Annotated in this window: 23 protein-coding genes; 14 read left to right on the forward strand and 9 right to left on the reverse strand. The window is 49.1% G+C overall.

Features of this window, described 5'->3' with window-relative positions; genetic code table 11:
- Positions 1-17: 17 nt before the first annotated feature.
- From flhC to EGC76_RS08195, 8 genes are all read right to left on the reverse strand, one after another.
- Positions 18-563 (reverse strand): flagellar transcriptional regulator FlhC, encoded by a 546-nt coding sequence (flhC, locus tag EGC76_RS08160; RefSeq protein ID WP_128352495.1) that lies wholly within the window; start codon positions 561-563, stop codon positions 18-20.
- A 27-nt stretch (positions 564-590) separates the two neighbouring features.
- Positions 591-890, reverse strand: a complete 300-nt coding sequence (locus tag EGC76_RS08165) for a flagellar transcriptional regulator FlhD (protein ID WP_128352496.1) — start codon at positions 888-890, stop codon at positions 591-593.
- A 162-nt stretch (positions 891-1,052) separates the two neighbouring features.
- The gene (locus EGC76_RS08170) at positions 1,053-1,322 is read right to left on the reverse strand and encodes an EscU/YscU/HrcU family type III secretion system export apparatus switch protein (protein WP_128352497.1); all 270 of its coding nucleotides are present in this window, start codon (positions 1,320-1,322) and stop codon (positions 1,053-1,055) included.
- Positions 1,319-2,140, reverse strand: a complete 822-nt coding sequence (locus EGC76_RS08175; RefSeq protein WP_128352498.1) for a hypothetical protein — start codon at positions 2,138-2,140, stop codon at positions 1,319-1,321. Before EGC76_RS08175 ends, EGC76_RS08170 begins: the two co-directional genes overlap by 4 nt.
- A complete protein-coding gene (locus EGC76_RS08180; protein ID WP_164876821.1) occupies positions 2,137-2,439 on the reverse strand; it encodes a flagellar protein FliT in 303 nt (100 codons plus the stop codon). Before EGC76_RS08180 ends, EGC76_RS08175 begins: the two co-directional genes overlap by 4 nt.
- A 61-nt stretch (positions 2,440-2,500) precedes the next feature.
- Entirely contained in the window at positions 2,501-2,899 is a 399-nt protein-coding gene (gene fliS / locus EGC76_RS08185) for a flagellar export chaperone FliS (protein WP_181950954.1), read from the reverse strand.
- 23 nt (positions 2,900-2,922) lie between these two features.
- Positions 2,923-4,278: a flagellar filament capping protein FliD gene (gene fliD, locus EGC76_RS08190; RefSeq protein WP_128352500.1), complete on the reverse strand. Its 1,356-nt coding sequence runs from the start codon at positions 4,276-4,278 to the stop codon at positions 2,923-2,925.
- Between the two features lie 116 nt (positions 4,279-4,394).
- Positions 4,395-6,101 (reverse strand): HD domain-containing phosphohydrolase, encoded by a 1,707-nt coding sequence (locus EGC76_RS08195; protein WP_128352501.1) that lies wholly within the window; start codon positions 6,099-6,101, stop codon positions 4,395-4,397.
- A 211-nt stretch (positions 6,102-6,312) separates the two neighbouring features.
- Here EGC76_RS08195 and EGC76_RS08200 point away from each other — a divergent pair, with 211 nt between their 5' ends.
- From EGC76_RS08200 to EGC76_RS08210, 3 genes are all read left to right on the forward strand, one after another.
- Positions 6,313-7,137: a flagellin N-terminal helical domain-containing protein gene (locus tag EGC76_RS08200; RefSeq protein WP_128352502.1), complete on the forward strand. Its 825-nt coding sequence runs from the start codon at positions 6,313-6,315 to the stop codon at positions 7,135-7,137.
- Between the two features lie 80 nt (positions 7,138-7,217).
- Positions 7,218-7,568, forward strand: coding sequence for a hypothetical protein (locus EGC76_RS08205; RefSeq protein ID WP_128352503.1), 351 nt, complete (start codon positions 7,218-7,220; stop codon positions 7,566-7,568).
- Positions 7,569-7,656: 88 nt separating this feature from the next.
- Complete coding sequence (locus EGC76_RS08210; protein ID WP_164876822.1) at positions 7,657-8,004, forward strand: flagellar protein FlaG; 348 nt, start codon at positions 7,657-7,659, stop codon at positions 8,002-8,004.
- A gap of 21 nt (positions 8,005-8,025) precedes the next feature.
- Here the strand turns inward: EGC76_RS08210 and fliE are convergent, their stop codons facing one another.
- Positions 8,026-8,358: a flagellar hook-basal body complex protein FliE gene (fliE, locus tag EGC76_RS08215; protein ID WP_128352505.1), complete on the reverse strand. Its 333-nt coding sequence runs from the start codon at positions 8,356-8,358 to the stop codon at positions 8,026-8,028.
- Positions 8,359-8,583: 225 nt separating this feature from the next.
- Between fliE and fliF the strand changes: the two genes are divergently transcribed.
- From fliF to fliP, 11 genes are read left to right on the forward strand one after another with little or no spacing between them, the layout of a single operon-like run.
- Positions 8,584-10,338 (forward strand): flagellar basal-body MS-ring/collar protein FliF, encoded by a 1,755-nt coding sequence (gene fliF, locus EGC76_RS08220; protein ID WP_128352506.1) that lies wholly within the window; start codon positions 8,584-8,586, stop codon positions 10,336-10,338.
- Positions 10,325-11,347: a flagellar motor switch protein FliG gene (fliG, locus tag EGC76_RS08225; RefSeq protein ID WP_128352507.1), complete on the forward strand. Its 1,023-nt coding sequence runs from the start codon at positions 10,325-10,327 to the stop codon at positions 11,345-11,347. The genes fliF and fliG overlap by 14 nt, the downstream gene beginning before the upstream one ends.
- The gene (locus tag EGC76_RS08230; RefSeq protein ID WP_128352508.1) at positions 11,340-12,059 is read left to right on the forward strand and encodes a flagellar assembly protein FliH; all 720 of its coding nucleotides are present in this window, start codon (positions 11,340-11,342) and stop codon (positions 12,057-12,059) included. The genes fliG and EGC76_RS08230 overlap by 8 nt, the downstream gene beginning before the upstream one ends.
- Positions 12,052-13,422, forward strand: a complete 1,371-nt coding sequence (gene fliI, locus EGC76_RS08235) for a flagellar protein export ATPase FliI (RefSeq protein ID WP_128352596.1) — start codon at positions 12,052-12,054, stop codon at positions 13,420-13,422. Before EGC76_RS08230 ends, fliI begins: the two co-directional genes overlap by 8 nt.
- Entirely contained in the window at positions 13,419-13,865 is a 447-nt protein-coding gene (gene fliJ, locus EGC76_RS08240) for a flagellar export protein FliJ (protein ID WP_128352509.1), read from the forward strand. Before fliI ends, fliJ begins: the two co-directional genes overlap by 4 nt.
- Before the next feature lie 11 nt (positions 13,866-13,876).
- The gene (locus EGC76_RS08245; protein ID WP_128352510.1) at positions 13,877-15,067 is read left to right on the forward strand and encodes a flagellar hook-length control protein FliK; all 1,191 of its coding nucleotides are present in this window, start codon (positions 13,877-13,879) and stop codon (positions 15,065-15,067) included.
- 46 nt (positions 15,068-15,113) lie between these two features.
- Positions 15,114-15,605: a flagellar basal body-associated FliL family protein gene (locus EGC76_RS08250; protein ID WP_128352511.1), complete on the forward strand. Its 492-nt coding sequence runs from the start codon at positions 15,114-15,116 to the stop codon at positions 15,603-15,605.
- 30 nt (positions 15,606-15,635) lie between these two features.
- Positions 15,636-16,754, forward strand: a complete 1,119-nt coding sequence (gene fliM / locus EGC76_RS08255; protein WP_128352512.1) for a flagellar motor switch protein FliM — start codon at positions 15,636-15,638, stop codon at positions 16,752-16,754.
- Positions 16,744-17,148: a flagellar motor switch protein FliN gene (fliN, locus tag EGC76_RS08260; RefSeq protein WP_128352513.1), complete on the forward strand. Its 405-nt coding sequence runs from the start codon at positions 16,744-16,746 to the stop codon at positions 17,146-17,148. The genes fliM and fliN overlap by 11 nt, the downstream gene beginning before the upstream one ends.
- Positions 17,145-17,510: a flagellar biosynthetic protein FliO gene (gene fliO / locus EGC76_RS08265; RefSeq protein WP_128352514.1), complete on the forward strand. Its 366-nt coding sequence runs from the start codon at positions 17,145-17,147 to the stop codon at positions 17,508-17,510. Before fliN ends, fliO begins: the two co-directional genes overlap by 4 nt.
- Complete coding sequence (gene fliP / locus EGC76_RS08270; RefSeq protein ID WP_128352515.1) at positions 17,511-18,257, forward strand: flagellar type III secretion system pore protein FliP; 747 nt, start codon at positions 17,511-17,513, stop codon at positions 18,255-18,257.
- Positions 18,258-18,261 lie beyond the last annotated feature (4 nt).

Below are 18,261 nucleotides of genomic sequence, written 5' to 3' on the forward strand. Positions count from 1 at the left end.
GCGCGGGTAGCCGCAACTTAAATTTCTTTTAGAGATTTTACCGAATTCTTTCGCAGCGGTTTACCTGCTCGGGACGGAGGTTGGCACACACCACACATATAGTTTGTATCTGGCGTATGCGCATGATTTACGAAGTTTAGACCGCAGCATGTACATTTAGACAACTGAAACATATCGCTTTCAAAAAAACGCACTAAGGTCCATGCCCGCGTGAGCGCCAGCACTTCTTCTTCGCCACAGATTTGAATGTGTTCTTGATACAGTTTGTAAGCCTTGATAAAAGCTTGCATTCGCTCTAATCGTTGGCCTTCACGCAATCGAATATAAATATTATAGAAAAACGATGAGTGCACATTCGGTTGCCAAGTCATGAACCAGTCTGTGGAAAACGGTAGCATGCCTTTTGGTGGTGATTTACCCGCCACTTCTTTATACAACCTAACTAATCGGCCCCTATTTAAACTAACTTCAGACTCAAGTACTTGTAACCGAGCGCCCAACTCAATGAGCTCTATAGCCAGTTGCACCTGATTCAGTTCTTCAAGAAGCTTCGTGGTACTCACCAGAGCTAATCCTTGTGGTTAACCTAGTTAAGCAGATGCCATATGCATTGCTAAATGAGTGGCTTGCATGCCAGTATCACGTTTGTTGGTCAGAATAGCTTTTAACTGACTGACAGAGCCTAAATTAGGCTGCAAAAAACTGTGTGATTGTCGAGCTAACATGGTCAGTTCTCGAGCGGACATATCTGCGATGAAATCAGCAAGATCATCATCGATTTTCAAACGAAAAATTGCTGTATCGCGATCTTCTACGATTAACTTCTGAACTAACATCAAGTAACTCAAGTTTAGTTCCTGTAATTCAGAAATTGTTTTGTTCTGACTCATGGGGGGGTATTTCTCCAACACTACCGATTGTTTTTCGTTCTTAACGCGATCTTTAGCAAATCTTTACAGTGTCGGTCAATGAAAAGTTTCAATCTTTACAGTATGGAATGTATACATATTTGTATGTATTTTGTTGATTAGTCGTCCATTAATTACAAGCTATCAAGGTGTTGCGTCCACCCCTTTTGCCCATATCAACAATTCAGCAACAATTAGCCAAAGCGTTTGTGGTACATAATCATCAAGGTCAATCTGCGATAAAAGCGCGACGAGTTCTGGCGAATCATGTACAAACACACCGTGAGCTTTTGCCGTTGCAATGATTTTATCCGCAACCAATCCGTCCCCCTTTGCAACCACTTTAGGTGCGGGTTCAAATTCTTGATAGCGTAATGCAATTGCTTTTTTATTTAACTGATCATGGTCACTCATTGTGGCAACCTTCTTACTGGTATTTCGTCAATTTCAACACCAGCCCCAACACGCAACCGAGCAATCAACCGCGATGTTGCTTGTTGCAACGAAGGTACCAGCTGCTCAGCACACTGCAGTTGCATGGTTAAACGCTTTTGCTCAAATCGCATTTGTGCGCGTATTTCGCCTACATTCGGCAAACTTAACTTGAGCTCGCTGGTCCAGGCAGGAGGTTCTGGTGACTCGCCTTGTTGCTTACGCTGTTGATCGCGCCATCGCTGTACCAGCGGGTTTACATCAGGTTGCACCAACCATTGCAAGTGAGCCTGTGGCCATAACTCGGTTTCCATACGCAGCATACCTGAATTCAAAACCTCAAGTTGTTGACTGAGAATCTTTTGAATTTGAGGTGCGCTTGCTTGAAATTGACCAAGATTCTGCGGTTGCTGCCGCACTTGAAGGAACGGGATTTTGTCAGCCGCCCATCGCGCCAATAGCGCTTCGTAAAATACGCCTGAGTCCTTCACTAAAGTCTGTAATCGACCCATCAATGTCAATACGTCGAGCTTTTGTGCGGTTTGAAATAACGGGGTATCTGGCTTTATTAAACCGCCAGCGCCTTGATTAAGCTGCTGTTGCGGAATTTGTTGCTGAAATGATTGAATTAAGCTGATAAGTCGTGCAACTTGCTGACCGGCCTGACTAAACTCAGTGGTACTCGCTGCTGCTTGAATCGGCGCCACCGGCAGGGTGTGACGCGGCAATAACTCCACTGTCGAACGTTGCTTGGCAACCTGATGGACCAACGTGTCCAACAGTGGCGTGATACTGCTCAATTGCGATAGCTGTGCTCAAGCTTCTGCTTTTTCTGCATGCTGAGCAACGTTTGCTCCAACATGGCACGCCGTGCGACAAGTCTTTCGCGAACTTCTCGGTCTTGGTCCATGATGGTGCTCAAAAGTTGTAATTTATCCAACTGCTGATCTTCAGACAGCTGCACTTGGGCTTCGGCATGACTCAACCGCTCTACCTCGCGAACATACTCAACTTCTGCTTCTATCAAGGTATCCCAATCTTCATTGCGCACACTAGCAAGCATTTTATTCGAATGCTCTAACAGCATGTGATACGACATTATGACCTCCGTCGGTGTCATCACGTAATCCGGTTGTACTTGCGGTTGCGCGGCCACAGCCTTACGCTCCCTCAACCTGTGGTTGAATTTCTCGCCATGCTGAGCCGATTTGCTCGAGCAATCCAGCGGCTTCATCAAGCTTGGCCACGTCGTTTTTTAGGTTGGCCTTGAGCAGTAAGCTGGCAACGTACTCGTATAGCGCTTCTAAGCGCTCGGCGAGCTCTCCGCCTTGTTGTTTATCAAGCGCAGACAACAGCCCTTGATTTACAATATCGAGTGCCTTCGCAATAGCCACCGACTTTTGCGCAAGATTGTTATTCTCAAGGTGCAGCTTGGCTGCCTTGATTTGCTTTTGCGCACCGTCAAATAACATGGCTATCAGTTTGTGGGGGCTTGCTGCCAACACATGACTTTCCACATCAACACGGCCATAAGCCGCAGCACCTCTCATTCCATACATAATAAAAACTCCTGGTCGATGCTCTACGACTTATTCAGCTGTGCATTTAACGAGCTAAACTGCTGCGTCAAATAAGCACTGGTGGAATTCATACTTGCGATCATGCTGTCCATTTGTGCGAATTGCTTACGATAGATATCTACCGTGGATGCAATGCGTTGCTCTTCACGAAAGTAACGCTCATCAAGACGCTCAATAGTGCTTTCAAAACCTTTAAGACGACTCTGTATCGGTCCGTCATCAGCGAGCAGGTTTGTCAGCGTCGTTTTTGCTTTTTCAGCAAAACCTTGAACTGTGTCTGAACCCGCTAAAAACTCTTGCAGCTTCGGTAAGTCGTTTTGCACCACTGCCGCGAGTTTGTTTTCATCAATTTTTAGCTGCCCGCCTAACTCACGGGAAATACCAATATCGCTTAGCATTGAGAACTGACCGGTAACCGTTTCCCCCATTAGGGCACTCATGCGCGACTGAATGGTGCGCACACCACTGTCGCCTAACAATTGACCGGGCGTGTCTGAGCCAACATCGTAGTCGGTCATTTTTGTGACCAGTGTTTGCAGCTCATTATAAGCCGTCACGAATTCTTCAACTTGCCCCGTTATTGCTTCTGCATCACGGGTGATGCTCACTTGCGCTTGCCCTGGCTTGGCTAAGGACAAGGTAACCCCTTGAATAGCATCTTCCACGACATTGGTCTGACTGGTAATGGCAATGCCGTTTACGGCCAGCTCAGCATTCTCTGCTAAGGTTTCGGTTGCTGCATCGCTGGCTAAATTGCCGGCTAACGCTCCGCCGTAAGTGATGTTTGTAATACTGGCCTCAGTACCCGTAGTCGCTGAGTTAAGAACTAAACGATATGGCGTGCCGCTGCCGTCATTAATTATCGACGCTTGCACGTCTGACTGGCCGTTGTTAATTGCATTACGTACATCTTCCAACGATGTACTGCCGTCGGCTAAATCAATGCTGTGACTGGTGCCATTGGCGAGGGTAAAACTGATGTTGCCCGCTCCAGCTCCCAGCTGTGCAGCGCTATCAGCTACCCCTTGGGTTGCAATGGTATATGCACGCGCCAAACCTGTTACGTCAACGTTATAAGTGCCTGGCGGGGTGTTGCTAGCAGCAGCAACGGTTAAGGCGTCGCTGTTAACTGCGCTTTTTGTCGCTTTATACGTGGTGCTCAGATTTAAGGCGCTGGTTGCATCTTGAAATTTAGTTAACGCGCTTTGCAGTTTGCCATAAGCTGAAATGCGTGCTTCGAAGCTACGCTGCTGCTGGGTAATAGGTTGCAATCGCTGCCGCTCTGACGCTTCGAGCTGATTCAGCAAGCCGTTCAGGTCTAATCCTGAACCAATACCTAATGCTGCAATAGATGCCATGGTGAAAACCCCTACTCTTGATACAAACCAGTTTGCCTGAATAAATTCAAATCAAAACCGATAAAAGGCGACGCTAAACCCGTCTTTTCATTTTATCGGCCGCAATTTGAACAACTTTAGCTTTCTGGAATTAAAACTTCGCGAATGCGTCCTAACTCTGCCATGGCGCTACCTTCTAACGGCGGCCCCAGCTTATCGTCAGGAGCTAATTTATGAGGAGAAACACGAACTCGATTGACGCGTTTTTTTGCATCCAGCCCAACCACCCAAGCAAAATTACCTTTTTCAAAGCGCAATAGTGTACCCACAGGTAACGGACCGAAGTGTGCGTTGTAGCGCTTAACCCATGCTTCATCAAATTGCTCGGTGCGTGTTTGCATCGACTTGCCCGCTGCAACCGTTGAAATCGCCGGTCGGTCTGGTCGGTTGCGTTGCATGGCATCCACTGCATCAACCACCGCAGCAGCGCGCGCAAGCTGGCCTAAGTGGGCACCACGTAAACCATTCGGATACCCTGATCCGTCCAGTCGTTCATTAATTTGGGCTATCACGTTTTCCCGAACAACCGGTGCAAGCCACTTCACGCCATCAAGCTTTTCAATAATCGCTTCAACATGCGTTTGCATTTCTTCATAAACATCGGTGCTTAAGGTTGTCGCACGCCAAATTTCAGGCGGCAAGGTTCCTTTGCCGAGGTCGTGAACCATAGCGCCGGCAACCACCGCTTTGCGCAAATCGCGTGGCATTTTCGCCGCGTTTAATAAATCCGCCAGTCGAACGGCAACCGCCAATCCATGTTTTACCCAGCGCGATTCGCGATGAATGCAATGCACTGCAAATAAGGTTTCTTGCCGATCATCTTCAAGCATGTCGAGCACGCGGTCGGCATGCAATGATAATTGTGAGGAGTTCACCGGCTGCCCTTGCTTCATCACCACCATTTGGCTGTCTAGATAGCCCGCGATGCGCGCCAACCTTCGTGCCATTGGGGTTGCATAGGTGTGTGCATGACGGCGGCTAAGCTTTTTGTCATTTTCATCATGAACGCGGAATAATTCAGATTCGCTGCGGCTCTCACCATTACCGGCACTGCGCGAAGCTTCACGTTCTATCTCACGTACATAGCCCCATATTTCGCGTTCTTGTGGCTTGCTCACATTTTCAAACTCGAAACCAACTGCAAGCACCTGCCTGTCGTTGTCGGTTTTTAAATGGCGCACTTTGGCTTTGACTTCAAAGGATGTGCCATTCGGAAAATACAGCTCAATTTCTGTGGCAATATCCGGCAACACCCGCGACACGCCATCTTGCATAAAAAATTCCGCCAGGCAGCCGGTAGCTGACAAGTCTTTTAGGTCACCTTGCAGCTCGACCAACTCGTCTTTGTCATTGTCTTTACTGCGCACATGCACGCCAACTTCCATGCCAATGCGCAAAGTCGCTCGAAAACTCGCTCGCCGCTGCTTCACAAATATTTCTGTTGGCCAGTCTGCGTAGGCTAATAGACGACTTTCAACCGTGGTAAATTCACGAATGGACATCGGCCCACTGCGAACCAGCCCACCCGGTGTAAACCCTGACAAGATGAATTTACCACCACGCCGCAGCGGCGGCGCCACATCACGAATGGCTGTGAGATCGAACAGTAAGTAATCTTCTTCGAGTTGTTCAACCAATACCACTGGATGATCTTTCTCGGCTGGGCCTAATAACGTCAACACAGCTACGCCAGGCTGGCTTAACGAGTCATAGTAAGTCGCTAATTCAACCACGCTATTGATAGGCGTAAACTCATTTTCGGACGTTTCAGTGGCCTCGCTCACGCGATGCTCCTTTCCATTATTGTATTTTTATATATTCCGTTTATCGGCAGAGCGCCGAGTGCCTTTAATATAGCAAGCGCCCGATAAGCTTTGAAAAAAAAATTCAACTTTCTGAAAAATATTTCTAAAGGTTTTCATTAAGTCACCGATAACCCTCTGTGACGGCAGGCCAAACATGGCAGCCTAATTTGGAAACAGAAGGAATAAGACTATGTCAGTTATCAATACAAACATGACCTCGCTGATTGGTCAGCAAAACCTCCAGAAGTCACAGTCTTCACTGCAAACTTCTATGGAGCGTCTGTCTTCAGGCCTGCGTATTAACAGCGCCAAAGACGATGCAGCTGGTCAAGCAATTGCAAACCGAATGACTGCACAAATCACCGGTATGCGCCAAGCACAGCGTAACGCAAACGACGGTATCTCTATGGTGCAAACCATGGAAGGTGGCTTAAACCAAATCAATGACAACTTGCAGCGTATCCGTGAGTTGGCAGTTCAAGCAGCGTCAGATACCAACAGTGCCGATGACCGCGCGTCAATCCAAACTGAAATCACTGAACGTGTTGCGGAAATTGATCGTATCGCTGGTGGCGCAAGCTTCAACGGCACGAACTTGTTAGACGGTAGCGCTTTAGCACCACTGCAAATTCAAGTGGGTTCAAACACTACCGCAAACGACTCAATTCAAGTTGCAACAGTTGATGCTACGTCAGCAACATTAGGCGTTGGTGCATTAGCTGTTACCGACGCGGCAAGTGCTCAAGCAGCAATTGACTCAGTTGACACCGCGTTGTCAACAATCGACACGTCACGCAGCACCCTTGGTGCCACGTTAAACCGTTTCGATTCAGTTGTTGAAAACTTAGCAACAACTTCAACCAACTTGTCTGCTGCACGTTCACGTATCGAAGATGCTGACTATGCAGTTGAAGTATCAAACATGACCCGTGCGCAAATCTTGCAACAGGCTGGTACTTCAGTATTAGCACAGGCGAACCAGGTTCCTCAATCAGTATTGTCACTGTTGGGTTAATCTTCGCTTCGTAAGACGATTTAACAGGCTCCTTCGGGGGCCTGTTTTGTTTCTAGTAACAGTTAGCAAGAGCACGATTCATGAACGCTACAGGCTCGCGGATATCGTCAGAAAACCTCATTAACGACGTTATCCCAAAATTAAAAACGGTCGAATTTATTCTCGACACCAAGCTTCGCGCGATTATTGCGAACAGCAAAGATGCGTCACAACGCAGCCGCTATGAAGTTTTACAACAAGAATTTCAACTTGAACTGATGATGATTCAAATGAACCTTGAGCATCTATTAAATCGTTATGCAGACATCTTGCAGCCAGCAGGTAAACGCCCAGAAAACACCCTGCTTGATCTGGACGACAGTGAGCAAGTTGCGCTTACCGCCGTCGCTAATTTATACCGTAAAGTTAGTGAGTTCGCGTCAAAACTCTAGCTCACCTGATACGCGTCTAAAGTTTGTACAGTAGCTGCCGATAACTTGAATGAAGCGAAAATTGTTTCGTCTATTTTGGAGATACTCTATGGCCTCGCCAATCAATGAAGCGACTACAAACTGGCCCGTAACTCATGCCGCGGCAGAACGCCAGCGCTTAGACCGTGTGTTACAACAGCTTCCCGCCGTTCGACAAAGTGAAGTTCAACGCGAGTTAAAGCGTGATGAGCTAATTAAACCGGTGCAGCAAATTAACGAAGTCATGAACAACTACGGCATTCATTTTGAATTGCACGATGAGGCTGGGAAAATCGTGGTGAAAATTGTCAGTCAGGAATCCGGTGAAGTCATTCGTCAAATTCCAACTGAAGAAGTCATCCGTGTTGCAGAGCATCTTCATACCATGTCAGGTTTGCTCGTAAGAGAAGAGGCATAATGCCTCTTCTGTAAGCGCCCATTAAACCTGCATATTCATAATATCTTTATAAGCACTCACCAACTTATTGCGCACTTGCACACCCATTTCAAAGGCAAGCCCTGCTTTTTGTTTGTCTACCATAACCTGGTTTAGCGATACGTTTGGATCACCCAGCTGAAACGCCGTGGTATTCGCTGCTGCGGTTTGCTGCAGTGCATTAATGCGGTCAATTGAATTTTTCAATTCCCCGGCAAAACCACCCGTTTGTACGCCAGGCTGCACATTCAAATTTACCTGCGCTGCAGGCGCCGCCACTTCTGTTTTCATCGCCTGCATTTGCTGTAAGGCGGTTTGTATGGCCGGTACGCTCATGACCCTTTCCTTCTTCTGACAATCTTCAATGGGATTTTTAGTGCCACCAAATTTAACAGCATCAAGGTTAACTGAAGCGATCAAAAGCGCATAAAAAAGTGCGCTTATTGTCCCTTTGAGTTGCATTGCGGTGGGCATAATGTGCACTAGATAATTCCCCCTGCTTGCAGCTTAGCAACGTTCAAGCAGGCCAGGTAATGACTGATACAGCAGCCGAGACAATTCATGGACGCAACGCAAGCACAACCGATAAACAACAGCACACAAGCGCAGCCAGCGGCGCAGCAGTGGCTGACAAAACTCAGACAAAGTGGGTTGGTACCGCTATTGGTTGGCGGCGCGGCGTTTATTGGTTTGGTTTTTGCGTTGGTGCTATGGGCCAGTGCTCCTGAATACCGTGTGTTGTATAGCAATTTAAGTGAAGCCGACGGTGGGCGCATCATTAATGAACTTGATACTCGCCAAATACCCTATCAACTGAATGGTGCTGGCACGATTCTAGTTGCTAGCGACCAAGTGCATAAATTACGGCTGCAAATGGCCGAGCAAGGGCTGCCAGAGGGCGGTAATGCTGGCTTCGCGCTGATGGACAACCAAGCCTTTGGTATCAGTCAGTTTGCCGAGCAAGTGAATTTCCAGCGCGCATTGGAAGGTGAACTTGCTAGCTCGATGGAGTCTCTGGGTCCCGTGCAAACCGCGCGGGTTCATTTGGCTATGGCGAAAGCTTCAGTATTTGTGCGTGAACGTGAGCCTGCAAAAGCCTCGGTTATTCTGACCTTACAACCTGGCCGCAAGCTCGGTGAAGGCCAAGTACAGGCGATTATTCATATGGTATCAAGCAGCGTCCCTGAGTTGGCCCCAGACAACGTTACCGTTGTTGACCAATATGGCGCGCTGCTGTCGCAAACAAACGGTGAAGACGCCTTAAGTGGCACCAAGTTGGACTACATCCAACAAGTCGAACGTTCTTATCAGCAACGCATTGAAAGCATCTTATTACCCATATTAGGCCGCGAAAACGTGAAGGCGCAGGTTGTTGCGCAAATTGATTTTGCCAAGCGCGAAGCGACAGCTGAACGCTATACGCCTAACCAAACACCTGACTCCGCAGCAATTCGTAGTATTCAACGCAACCTGAACCTACAGGGCACCGGCAATGGTGCTATGGGCGTACCGGGCGCACTTACCAATACACCGCCAGGAGTTGAGCCTTCGCCAATTGAAGCGGCCGAAGGCGACGAAGCTGCAACCGAAACAACGCAAGGCAACCGCGCCGTGCAGCAAGATCAAGTCGTGAATTATGAAGTTGACCGTTTTATTGAGCACGTTGACCACCAGCGAGGTCAGCTTGAGCGCTTATCGGTAGCCGTTGTGGTTAACCATCGCACGACCATTGACGAGGAAGGTATAGAGCAGCTGGTACCGCGCAGCCCTGAGGAACTCGATTACATCAACCGCTTGGTGCGCCAAGCCATGGGGTTCTCCGAACAACGCGGCGATGAAATTGAAGTGGTTAATAGTCCCTTCATTCTTGATAAAGAGATTGTTGATGACATCGCATGGTATCAGCAACCGGCAATGCTGCAACTGGCTCAGAATATTGTTCGTTACGTGTTGGCTGGGCTAGGCATCTTATTGTTATATCTTTTGCTGCTGCGGCCTTTACTAAAACGTTTTGTACAGCATGAAGAATCCACAGGTGCGGTACCAAACAGGAATCGAAATGGCAATCTTCGTGCCGTTGTTGGCGATGACGATGACTTGGACGAACTGCCCATAACCCGCCGCCGTCGCGCGGAAAACGATGCTATGGGTGACGAAGGTGACAGTGATACCGGCGAATCTTTCCACTGGCCGCAGCAACGTCAGAACAAAGGTTATACGCAAGCACTGGCGAAAGCCAAAGAGGTTGCGCAATCAAATCCACGTCAGGTAGCACGTATTTTACAAAATTGGATGAACGAAGATGACCACGTCTAACCCAAACGAGAAAACAGCCAAAGAGCTGAGCGGTTTACGTCGCGCTGCGTTGCTATTACTGATGCTTGAAGAAGAGTCAGCGGCGGAGGTGTTTAAACACTTTGCGCCCAATCAAATTCAGAAAATCAGTAAAGAAATGACCAAATTAAGTGACATTTCACATGCCGATATTAAAGCTGTGCTGGAATATTTCCACCAAGACCTCGCCGATACCCCTTCGCTGGATAAGTATGACGACTATGTTCGCTCAGTACTAACGAAAGCCTTGGGTTCAGACCGCGCCAACACACTCATTGAAGATGTGCTGGAGCACAAAGTCGGCGGCATTGGTATTGATGCACTCAACATGATGGATGTGCCAGAAGTTGCTGAAATGATCAGAGATGAACACCCTCAAATCATTGCAACCATTCTTATCCATCTTGATCGCGCGCAGGCCGCCGGTGTGCTCGAGTTATTTGACGAACGTTTGCGTAACGACGTGGTGTTGCGTGTCGCAACGTTCACCGGTGTGCAGCCAGCGGCACTGCAAGAACTCACCGAAGTGCTTGGCGGCATGCTGGATGGCCAATCCCTTAAACGCAGCAAAATGGGTGGCGTCCGCACGGCAGCAGAAATTCTTAACCTACTCAGTGCAGGGCAAGAAGACACTGCATTGGAGAATATTCGCGCCTACAACGACGAGCTGGCACAAAAAATTGTCGACGAAATGTTCTTGTTCGAAAACTTACTCGAATTGGACGACCGCAGCATTCAGGTATTGCTACGTCAAATCGAAACCACGTCGTTGGTGGTTGCGCTCAAAGGCGCAAACGACCAGCTGGTGGAAAAATTCTTACGCAACATGTCGCAACGTGCGGCACAACTTATTCGCGAAGAAATGGAAACGCGCGGCCCGATACGCGTTTCACAAGTGGAAGGCGAACAAAAAGCCATTCTACAGGTGGTGCGTCGCCTTGCCGATGCTGGCGAAATTGTCTTAAGCAGTGGCGACGACGCCTATGTTTAAGCCTTTTGAGCAACCCGCTAAGCAGCATACAACCGCCCATAGCAATGATGATTGGCAAAGTTGGGATATGGAACCGCTGAGCAACAGCACCAAATCCAGCAAGTCTGAACAAGCCACGGCTGCCGAACAAGCACAATTTGAACGCCACAGTGAACTGCAGAAACTCCGTGAAGAAGCCCGGCAAGAGGCTTATCACGAAGGGTTGCAACAAGGACAAAAAGAAGGCTACCAAGCAGGTTTGGAACAAGGCTTAAAGGAAGGGCGTGAACAGGGGTTGACGGAATATACCGCCCAAACAAAGAGCGCGCTTGCACCGCTTGGGCTTCTAATTAAAGAAACTGACACCGCGCTGCAAAATATCGAAACACACATGGCAGAAAGCATGCTGCAACTCGCTTTAACGGTAGGGCGTCAACTTGCAGGCGAAGCATTGGCTGCAAATCCTGAACAAGTTTTGGAACTGATTCGGGCCATATTACACGAAGACCCAATGCTCAATGATAAGCCTGTGTTGTTGTTACACCCTGACGACTTAAAACTGGCGCAGCAGCATTTGGAACAAGAGCTAGCGGCAATAGGCTGGAAGCTACGCGCAGATGACCGACTAGAACGCGGTGGTTGTCGTTTAGTGAGTGCCGATGGCGAGCTTGATGCCACCATCGAAACGCGCTGGCAACGCATTATTCATCAATTACGAGGACGCCATGGCTAACGCCCAACACATACTCGAGTCTTGGCAAACGACACTCAATCGTGTCGACCAACGCCTGCAAACGATGCCGCAGTGGCATATGTGCGGGCGCTTGGTACGTGCCACCGGTATGGTGCTCGAAGCTGTTGGTTTAAAGTTACCCGTTGGTAGCAGCTGCGTCATTGAATTACCACAACATGGCGAAGCCTTGGTTGAGGCCGAGGTGGTTGGCTTTGCGGGTGATGTTACCTACCTCATGCCGCTTGATGCGGTGCAAGGACTGGTGCCTGGTGCACGAGTTATGCCGCTAAGTGATGGCGCTCATGACAGTCGTCGGTTTCCATTAGGCGAACTGCTTCTAGGCCGGGTGCTCGATGGCAGCGGCCGTCCACTCGATAACAAACCCTTACCAAAACAAACTGAGCACGGTTACTTAGCCACCAAAACGATTAACCCGATGCTCCGTGCACCTATTGATACTGCCATTGATGTTGGCATTCGTGCCATTAATGGCCTGTTAAGCGTAGGTCGCGGTCAACGCATGGGCTTGTTCGCCGGTTCCGGCGTTGGCAAGTCAGTACTGCTGGGCATGATGGCCCGTTTCACAAAGGCCGACGTGATTGTGGTTGGCCTTATTGGTGAACGTGGGCGTGAAGTTCAAGAGTTTATCGACCATATACTCGGTGAACAAGGCATGGCTCGTTCCGTGGTCGTTGCGGCACCGGCCGATTCGTCACCGCTGCAGCGCTTACAAGGCGCTTCGTATGCGACGCGGCTGGCGGAAGACTTCCGTGATAAAGGTAAACACGTGTTGCTCATCATGGACTCATTAACTCGCTTTGCCATGGCGCAGCGAGAAATTGCTTTGGCAATTGGTGAACCACCAGCAACCAAAGGCTATCCGCCAAGTGTTTTTGCAAAAATTCCAGCCTTGGTTGAACGCACGGGCAATGGTTTGCGCGGTGGCGGTTCCATCACTGCATTCTATACCGTACTTACGGAAGGTGATGACCAGCAAGATCCGATAGCCGATGCGACGCGTGCAATCCTTGACGGTCACATTGTGCTGTCGCGTGACCTTGCAGAAAGTGGGCACTATCCAGCTATCGACATTGAAGCATCAATTAGTCGGGTTATGCCTGCGGTGACCTCATTAAGTCAGCAGCAACAAGCGCAACGGTTGAAGAAGCTGTTCTCGGTTTACCAACGTAACCGTGACTTAATAAGCGTTGGCGCCTATAGCCCAGGCCATGACCCGCTACTTGATCAAGCTGTACAGAAATTTCCACAGGTTGAAGCTTACCTGCAACAACAGATGCGCGACCAAGCTTCAATTACCAATGCGCAGCAGCGTCTAACCGAACTTGTTGGAGGGGTAGCATGAACAGTGTCGTACTCGCCCATTTGACAGAGCAGGCTGAAAAAGCTCGTACGGAAGCAGCACAGTTATTAGCTGAAGAGCGCCAAAACAAACAAAAAATCGCGCTGCAATTACAAACCTTGCAACAATACCGAAGCGATTATGCTGAGCAGCTTCAACTGCATATGCAGCAGGGCATCGCGAGCCATTTACTCAACAACTATCGACAGTTTTTATTAAGCCTTGATAGTGCTGTTTCGCGGGCACAAGACGCCCTTGTTGATCAACAAACGAAAGTTGATAACAGCCAACAACAATGGATGACTAAACAACGCAAGTTAGCATCTTACGAAACGCTCCACGGCCGTCAGCAAACTGCTGCACAACGGGTCATTAATAAGCGTGAACAAAAACTGGCCGACGAACTTTCGTTGGCCATGCACATGCGCCAGCGCGCAAGTCGATAAAGGTGAACAGTATGGTTACGATAAAAGGCCTTACACCAACAGCTCCAGCCGCTACAGGAACGCAACAAGACGCGCCTTCCAGCGGCTTTGCAGCGCTTTTTGCTGCTGTGCAAGCATACCCGCAAAAGGGTGCGCAGAATTTGAACCCGCAAGCGCTTGCTCTGCAACAGCTTGAACAGCGTTTAGCTGGCGCAGGGGAGCCAGCCCTAGAGCTTGATGAATTAAGTGCTGAAGCACTTCAACAACTGGTCACCCAACTTGAGCAACTGCGCGAATTGTCTGCAGATGCGACGCCAAGCGCTGAACAGCAGGCTCTGATGGCGACTGTTGCCCAAGCGGCGACGACGAAGGCGTCTGCTCTTGCGCACAATGTTGCCGCCGAAAACCTCGTAAAGGTTACGCCACCAACGGTGTCGGCACTGGCTGAACAAACTGCGCCAGCAACACCGGTTACAGCCCAACAAGCTCAGCTTGATAGCAGCCGGGCCAGCCAGCCCATTCAGCAGCAACCGGTTCTGGCTGCGCAACACGAACAAACCGCAAAACCAGCAACCTTTGAAACTGTGAAGCTCAAATTGGACCAAACCACCCCAATTGAAGCACCGCGCCCTTCTGCGCCGTCAGCAGCAACATCAATGACTGCGCAGGTGGTCATGGTTGACGCGCCGGTAGCCACGCCAAGCACAACTGCAGCGACTGCAACCCAAGCACCACCAGCAGCCGCATTGAGTGCACAAGTGGGCAGTACAGCATGGGCCAATCAGCTACAGCAAAACGTGTTGCAAATGGTTGTGCACAACCAGCAAGAAATGACCTTACGCTTACACCCAGCTGAACTCGGGCCGTTGCAGGTGCAATTGCGCGTAGACGAGCACACTGCAAAGCTCAATATTTTTACCCATAGTCACCACGTTCGCGGCGCTCTTGAACAAGCACTACCGCAACTTCGTGATGCCTTAGCCAACCAAGGAATTCAGCTTGATGATTCTCAGGTTAACGACAATGCGCAGCAATTCGCGCAGCAACAAGAGCGCCAGCAAGCACAGCAATGGGCAATGAACCAACAGAAAACCGCTAATAATTCGGAAATTAATACAGATAGCGCTGTAGAAAATTCAGAATCGGCCGAAAATACTGACATGGGGTCGAATTCTCGGCATACTGCCGCGCCCCTGAACGGTCAGGTAGACATATACGCTTAATATATGGCCCTTAGCCGCGAGCGAATGAACGAAAAAAGGATAGATTATGGCGCGTAAAAACGATACACAACCTGCCAACGCAGGAAAGACACCGCCAATTTTAGTGGCGTTATTGGGGTTAGTGATTGCCCTAATTGGGTTAAATACTTACTTGTTATGGGAAACTCGTAGTTTAGCCGCGGCGTCAGCCATGGGTGCGCAACCTGCTGAACAAGAACCGACCGACCCGGTTTTCGTAAACATTTCACCGTTTACGGTGAACCTGCAAAGCGACCAATTTGGTCCACGCTTACTCTACGCTGGCCTGACTTTGGAAGTGCCTAGTGAAAAGGTCAAAGCAACCTTAATTAAAAACATGCCACAGGTACGCAACCGCTTATTGGTACTGTTATCTGGTCAGAATGCTGAAGGCATTACGCAATCAGAAGGTAAAAAAGTGTTGGCCCAAAATATTATGGACTCGCTTATCGCGCCATATAACGGCGACGAAGAAATCGCCATTAACGACGTACTGTTCACCGAATTCATCGTGCAGTAATTAACCGGTTAAGTTGAAAATTGAGAAGCCATGAGTAACGGAAATCAACTGTCACAAGAAGAACTCGATGCCCTGCTTGCTGGGGTAGCTGATGACGATGGTGACGATGCTGAAACAGCAGCGAGTGCCGCTGACGATATCGGCATTGACGCGCTTGGGCAGCAACCGAAAAAACGTAAAGCGAAACAACAACCGTTTGACCCTGGGTCACAAGCGCGGATTGTTCGTGAACGTTTGCATACCTTAGAGGTTATCAACGAGCGCTTCGCCCGACAGTTCCGCATGAACTTATTCAACTTGTTACGACGCAACGCGGACATTACGGTTGAGTCCGTACGCTATCAGCGTTTTAGCGATTTCGCCGACGCTACGCCAACGCCCAGTAATCTCAATATTATTTCCATGAAACCCCTGCGCGGAAGTGCATTGGTGGTGTTCCCGCACGCGATGGTCTCGATGATTGTCGAAAACTTGTTTGGTGGCGATGGTCGCTTCATGACGCGCAACGAAGCGCGTGAGTTTACCGGCACCGAACAACGCATTATCAATCGCGTACTCAATTTAGCAATCGACGCCTATCAAGAATCGTGGCGTGCAGTACACCCTCTGGAAATCAGCTTTGTTCGTTCAGAGATGCAGCCTAAGTTCGCCGCAATAACCAGCTCACCGAGTGAAATCGTGGTCACCACGACGTTCCATCTAGAAGTGGGGAACCTCGACAGTAACTTTAAGATTTGCATGCCTTACGCCATGGTTGAACCGTTGCGCGACAAGCTTACTAATTTGCGCGCAGATATTGGCGGCGGGTCATCTAATGATAAAGTTTGGCGGCAGCGCATAACTCATGAGTTGCAGGCCTCAAGCATTGAGCTGATTGCTGATTTTGTCGAGATACCGCTACGCATTCCACAAGTTATGTCACTCAAACCTGGCGACGTGCTGCCAATCGACTTACCAGACACAGTAACAGCAACTGTTAACTCTCTGCCGATCATGGAGTGTGAATTCGGCAGTTTAAACAAGAATCGCGCTTTGAAAGTTAAGCGGTTATTAGAAAACCATCGCTTCCCGCAATCGATTTTGCGCGCCCGAAGCAAAGGTGGCGTATTCACCCCAATGCGCACAAAGGAGTCTCACGATGACGAATAAAGAAACCATGAACCCAGATAATGAGCAGGATCCGTGGGCAGACGCGCTTGAGGAAGAGACGAGTCCAACCGCCGACGAAAATGCCAACAGTGTATTTAAGCCCCTCGATAGTGCAGTTGACGCCAGCGCCATGAATGAACTGGACATCATTATGGACATTCCAGTGAAGCTCAGTGTTGAGCTTGGCCGCACGCGCATCACCATAAAGCAGCTACTTGAGTTAGCACAAGGCTCTGTGGTTGAGCTTGACGGTTTGGCCGGTGAGCCAATGGATATTCTTATTAACGGTTACCTGATTGCCCAAGGTGAAGTGGTGGTATTGGACGATAAATACGGCATTCGTATCACCGAAATTGTGACCCCATCAGAACGGGTACAGAAGTTAAACCGATGAACGATACCGCACCTGCCGAGCTTGGTAGCGGGCTTGCGCTTTTAGGCCAAGTGACCGTGGTTCTATTGCTGATTATCGGCATTATTTTGCTGTGTGCCTGGCTATTTCGAAAAATGGCGGGCGTTACTCAAAGCGGCAGTAGCTTATTGAACGTGGTCGGCAGCGTGGCTGTGGGCCAGCGCGAGCGTGTGGTTATTGTTGAAGTCAATAAAACGTGGCTGGTGCTGGGCGTTGCCAATGGGCAGGTCAATAAACTGCACGAACTCCCTGCACAAGAACAACCCGAAAAACATTTGACTGGGTTTGCTGCACGTTTACAACAAGCGATAAAAGGCACTTCCAGCCAGAACGGAGCCAAATAAATGCGCGTATGGCTATTTGCTTTTGCACTCATCACTGCCGGCGCCTTACTTCCGCTTGATGCATTCGCTCAAACCATTCCAGGCGTTATCACCAGTCCTACAGACGATGGCGGTCAGCAATGGTCGCTGTCACTGCAAACGCTGCTATTTTTAACCAGCCTGGCGTTTTTACCCGCGGTTATCCTGATGATGACCTGCTTTGTTCGAATTATTATTGTATTTGGCTTGCTTCGTACCGCCATGGGTACCCAATCAGCGCCACCTAACCAAGTGTTATTGGGGCTCGCGTTATTTTTGACGTTTTTTATTATGGCTCCGGTATTTAACCAAATATATGACATCGCCTGGCTGCCGTTTAGCCAAGACAGCATCGATTTCCCGCAATTTCTCGAGTTAGCTTCAGGCCCATTACGCGAATTCATGTTGGCCCAAACTCGCGAACCTGACTTGGCGCTATTCGCTAACTTAGCGAACGTTGGCCCGCTAGAAAGCCCACAAGACGTGCCCTTTCATGTGCTGGTTCCGTCATTTGTCACCAGCGAATTAAAAACAGCGTTTCAAATTGGTTTTACTATTTTCATTCCATTTTTGATTATCGATTTGGTTGTTGCCAGTGTGCTCATGGCCCTAGGTATGATGATGGTGCCACCAGCAACCATTTCATTACCGTTCAAACTCATGCTCTTTGTGCTCGTGGACGGTTGGCAGCTGCTTATCGGTTCACTTGCGGCAAGTTTTTATGTGTAGGAAG

The organism is Pseudidiomarina gelatinasegens (genome assembly GCF_004025325.1).
GTDB lineage: Bacteria > Pseudomonadota > Gammaproteobacteria > Enterobacterales > Alteromonadaceae > Pseudidiomarina > Pseudidiomarina gelatinasegens.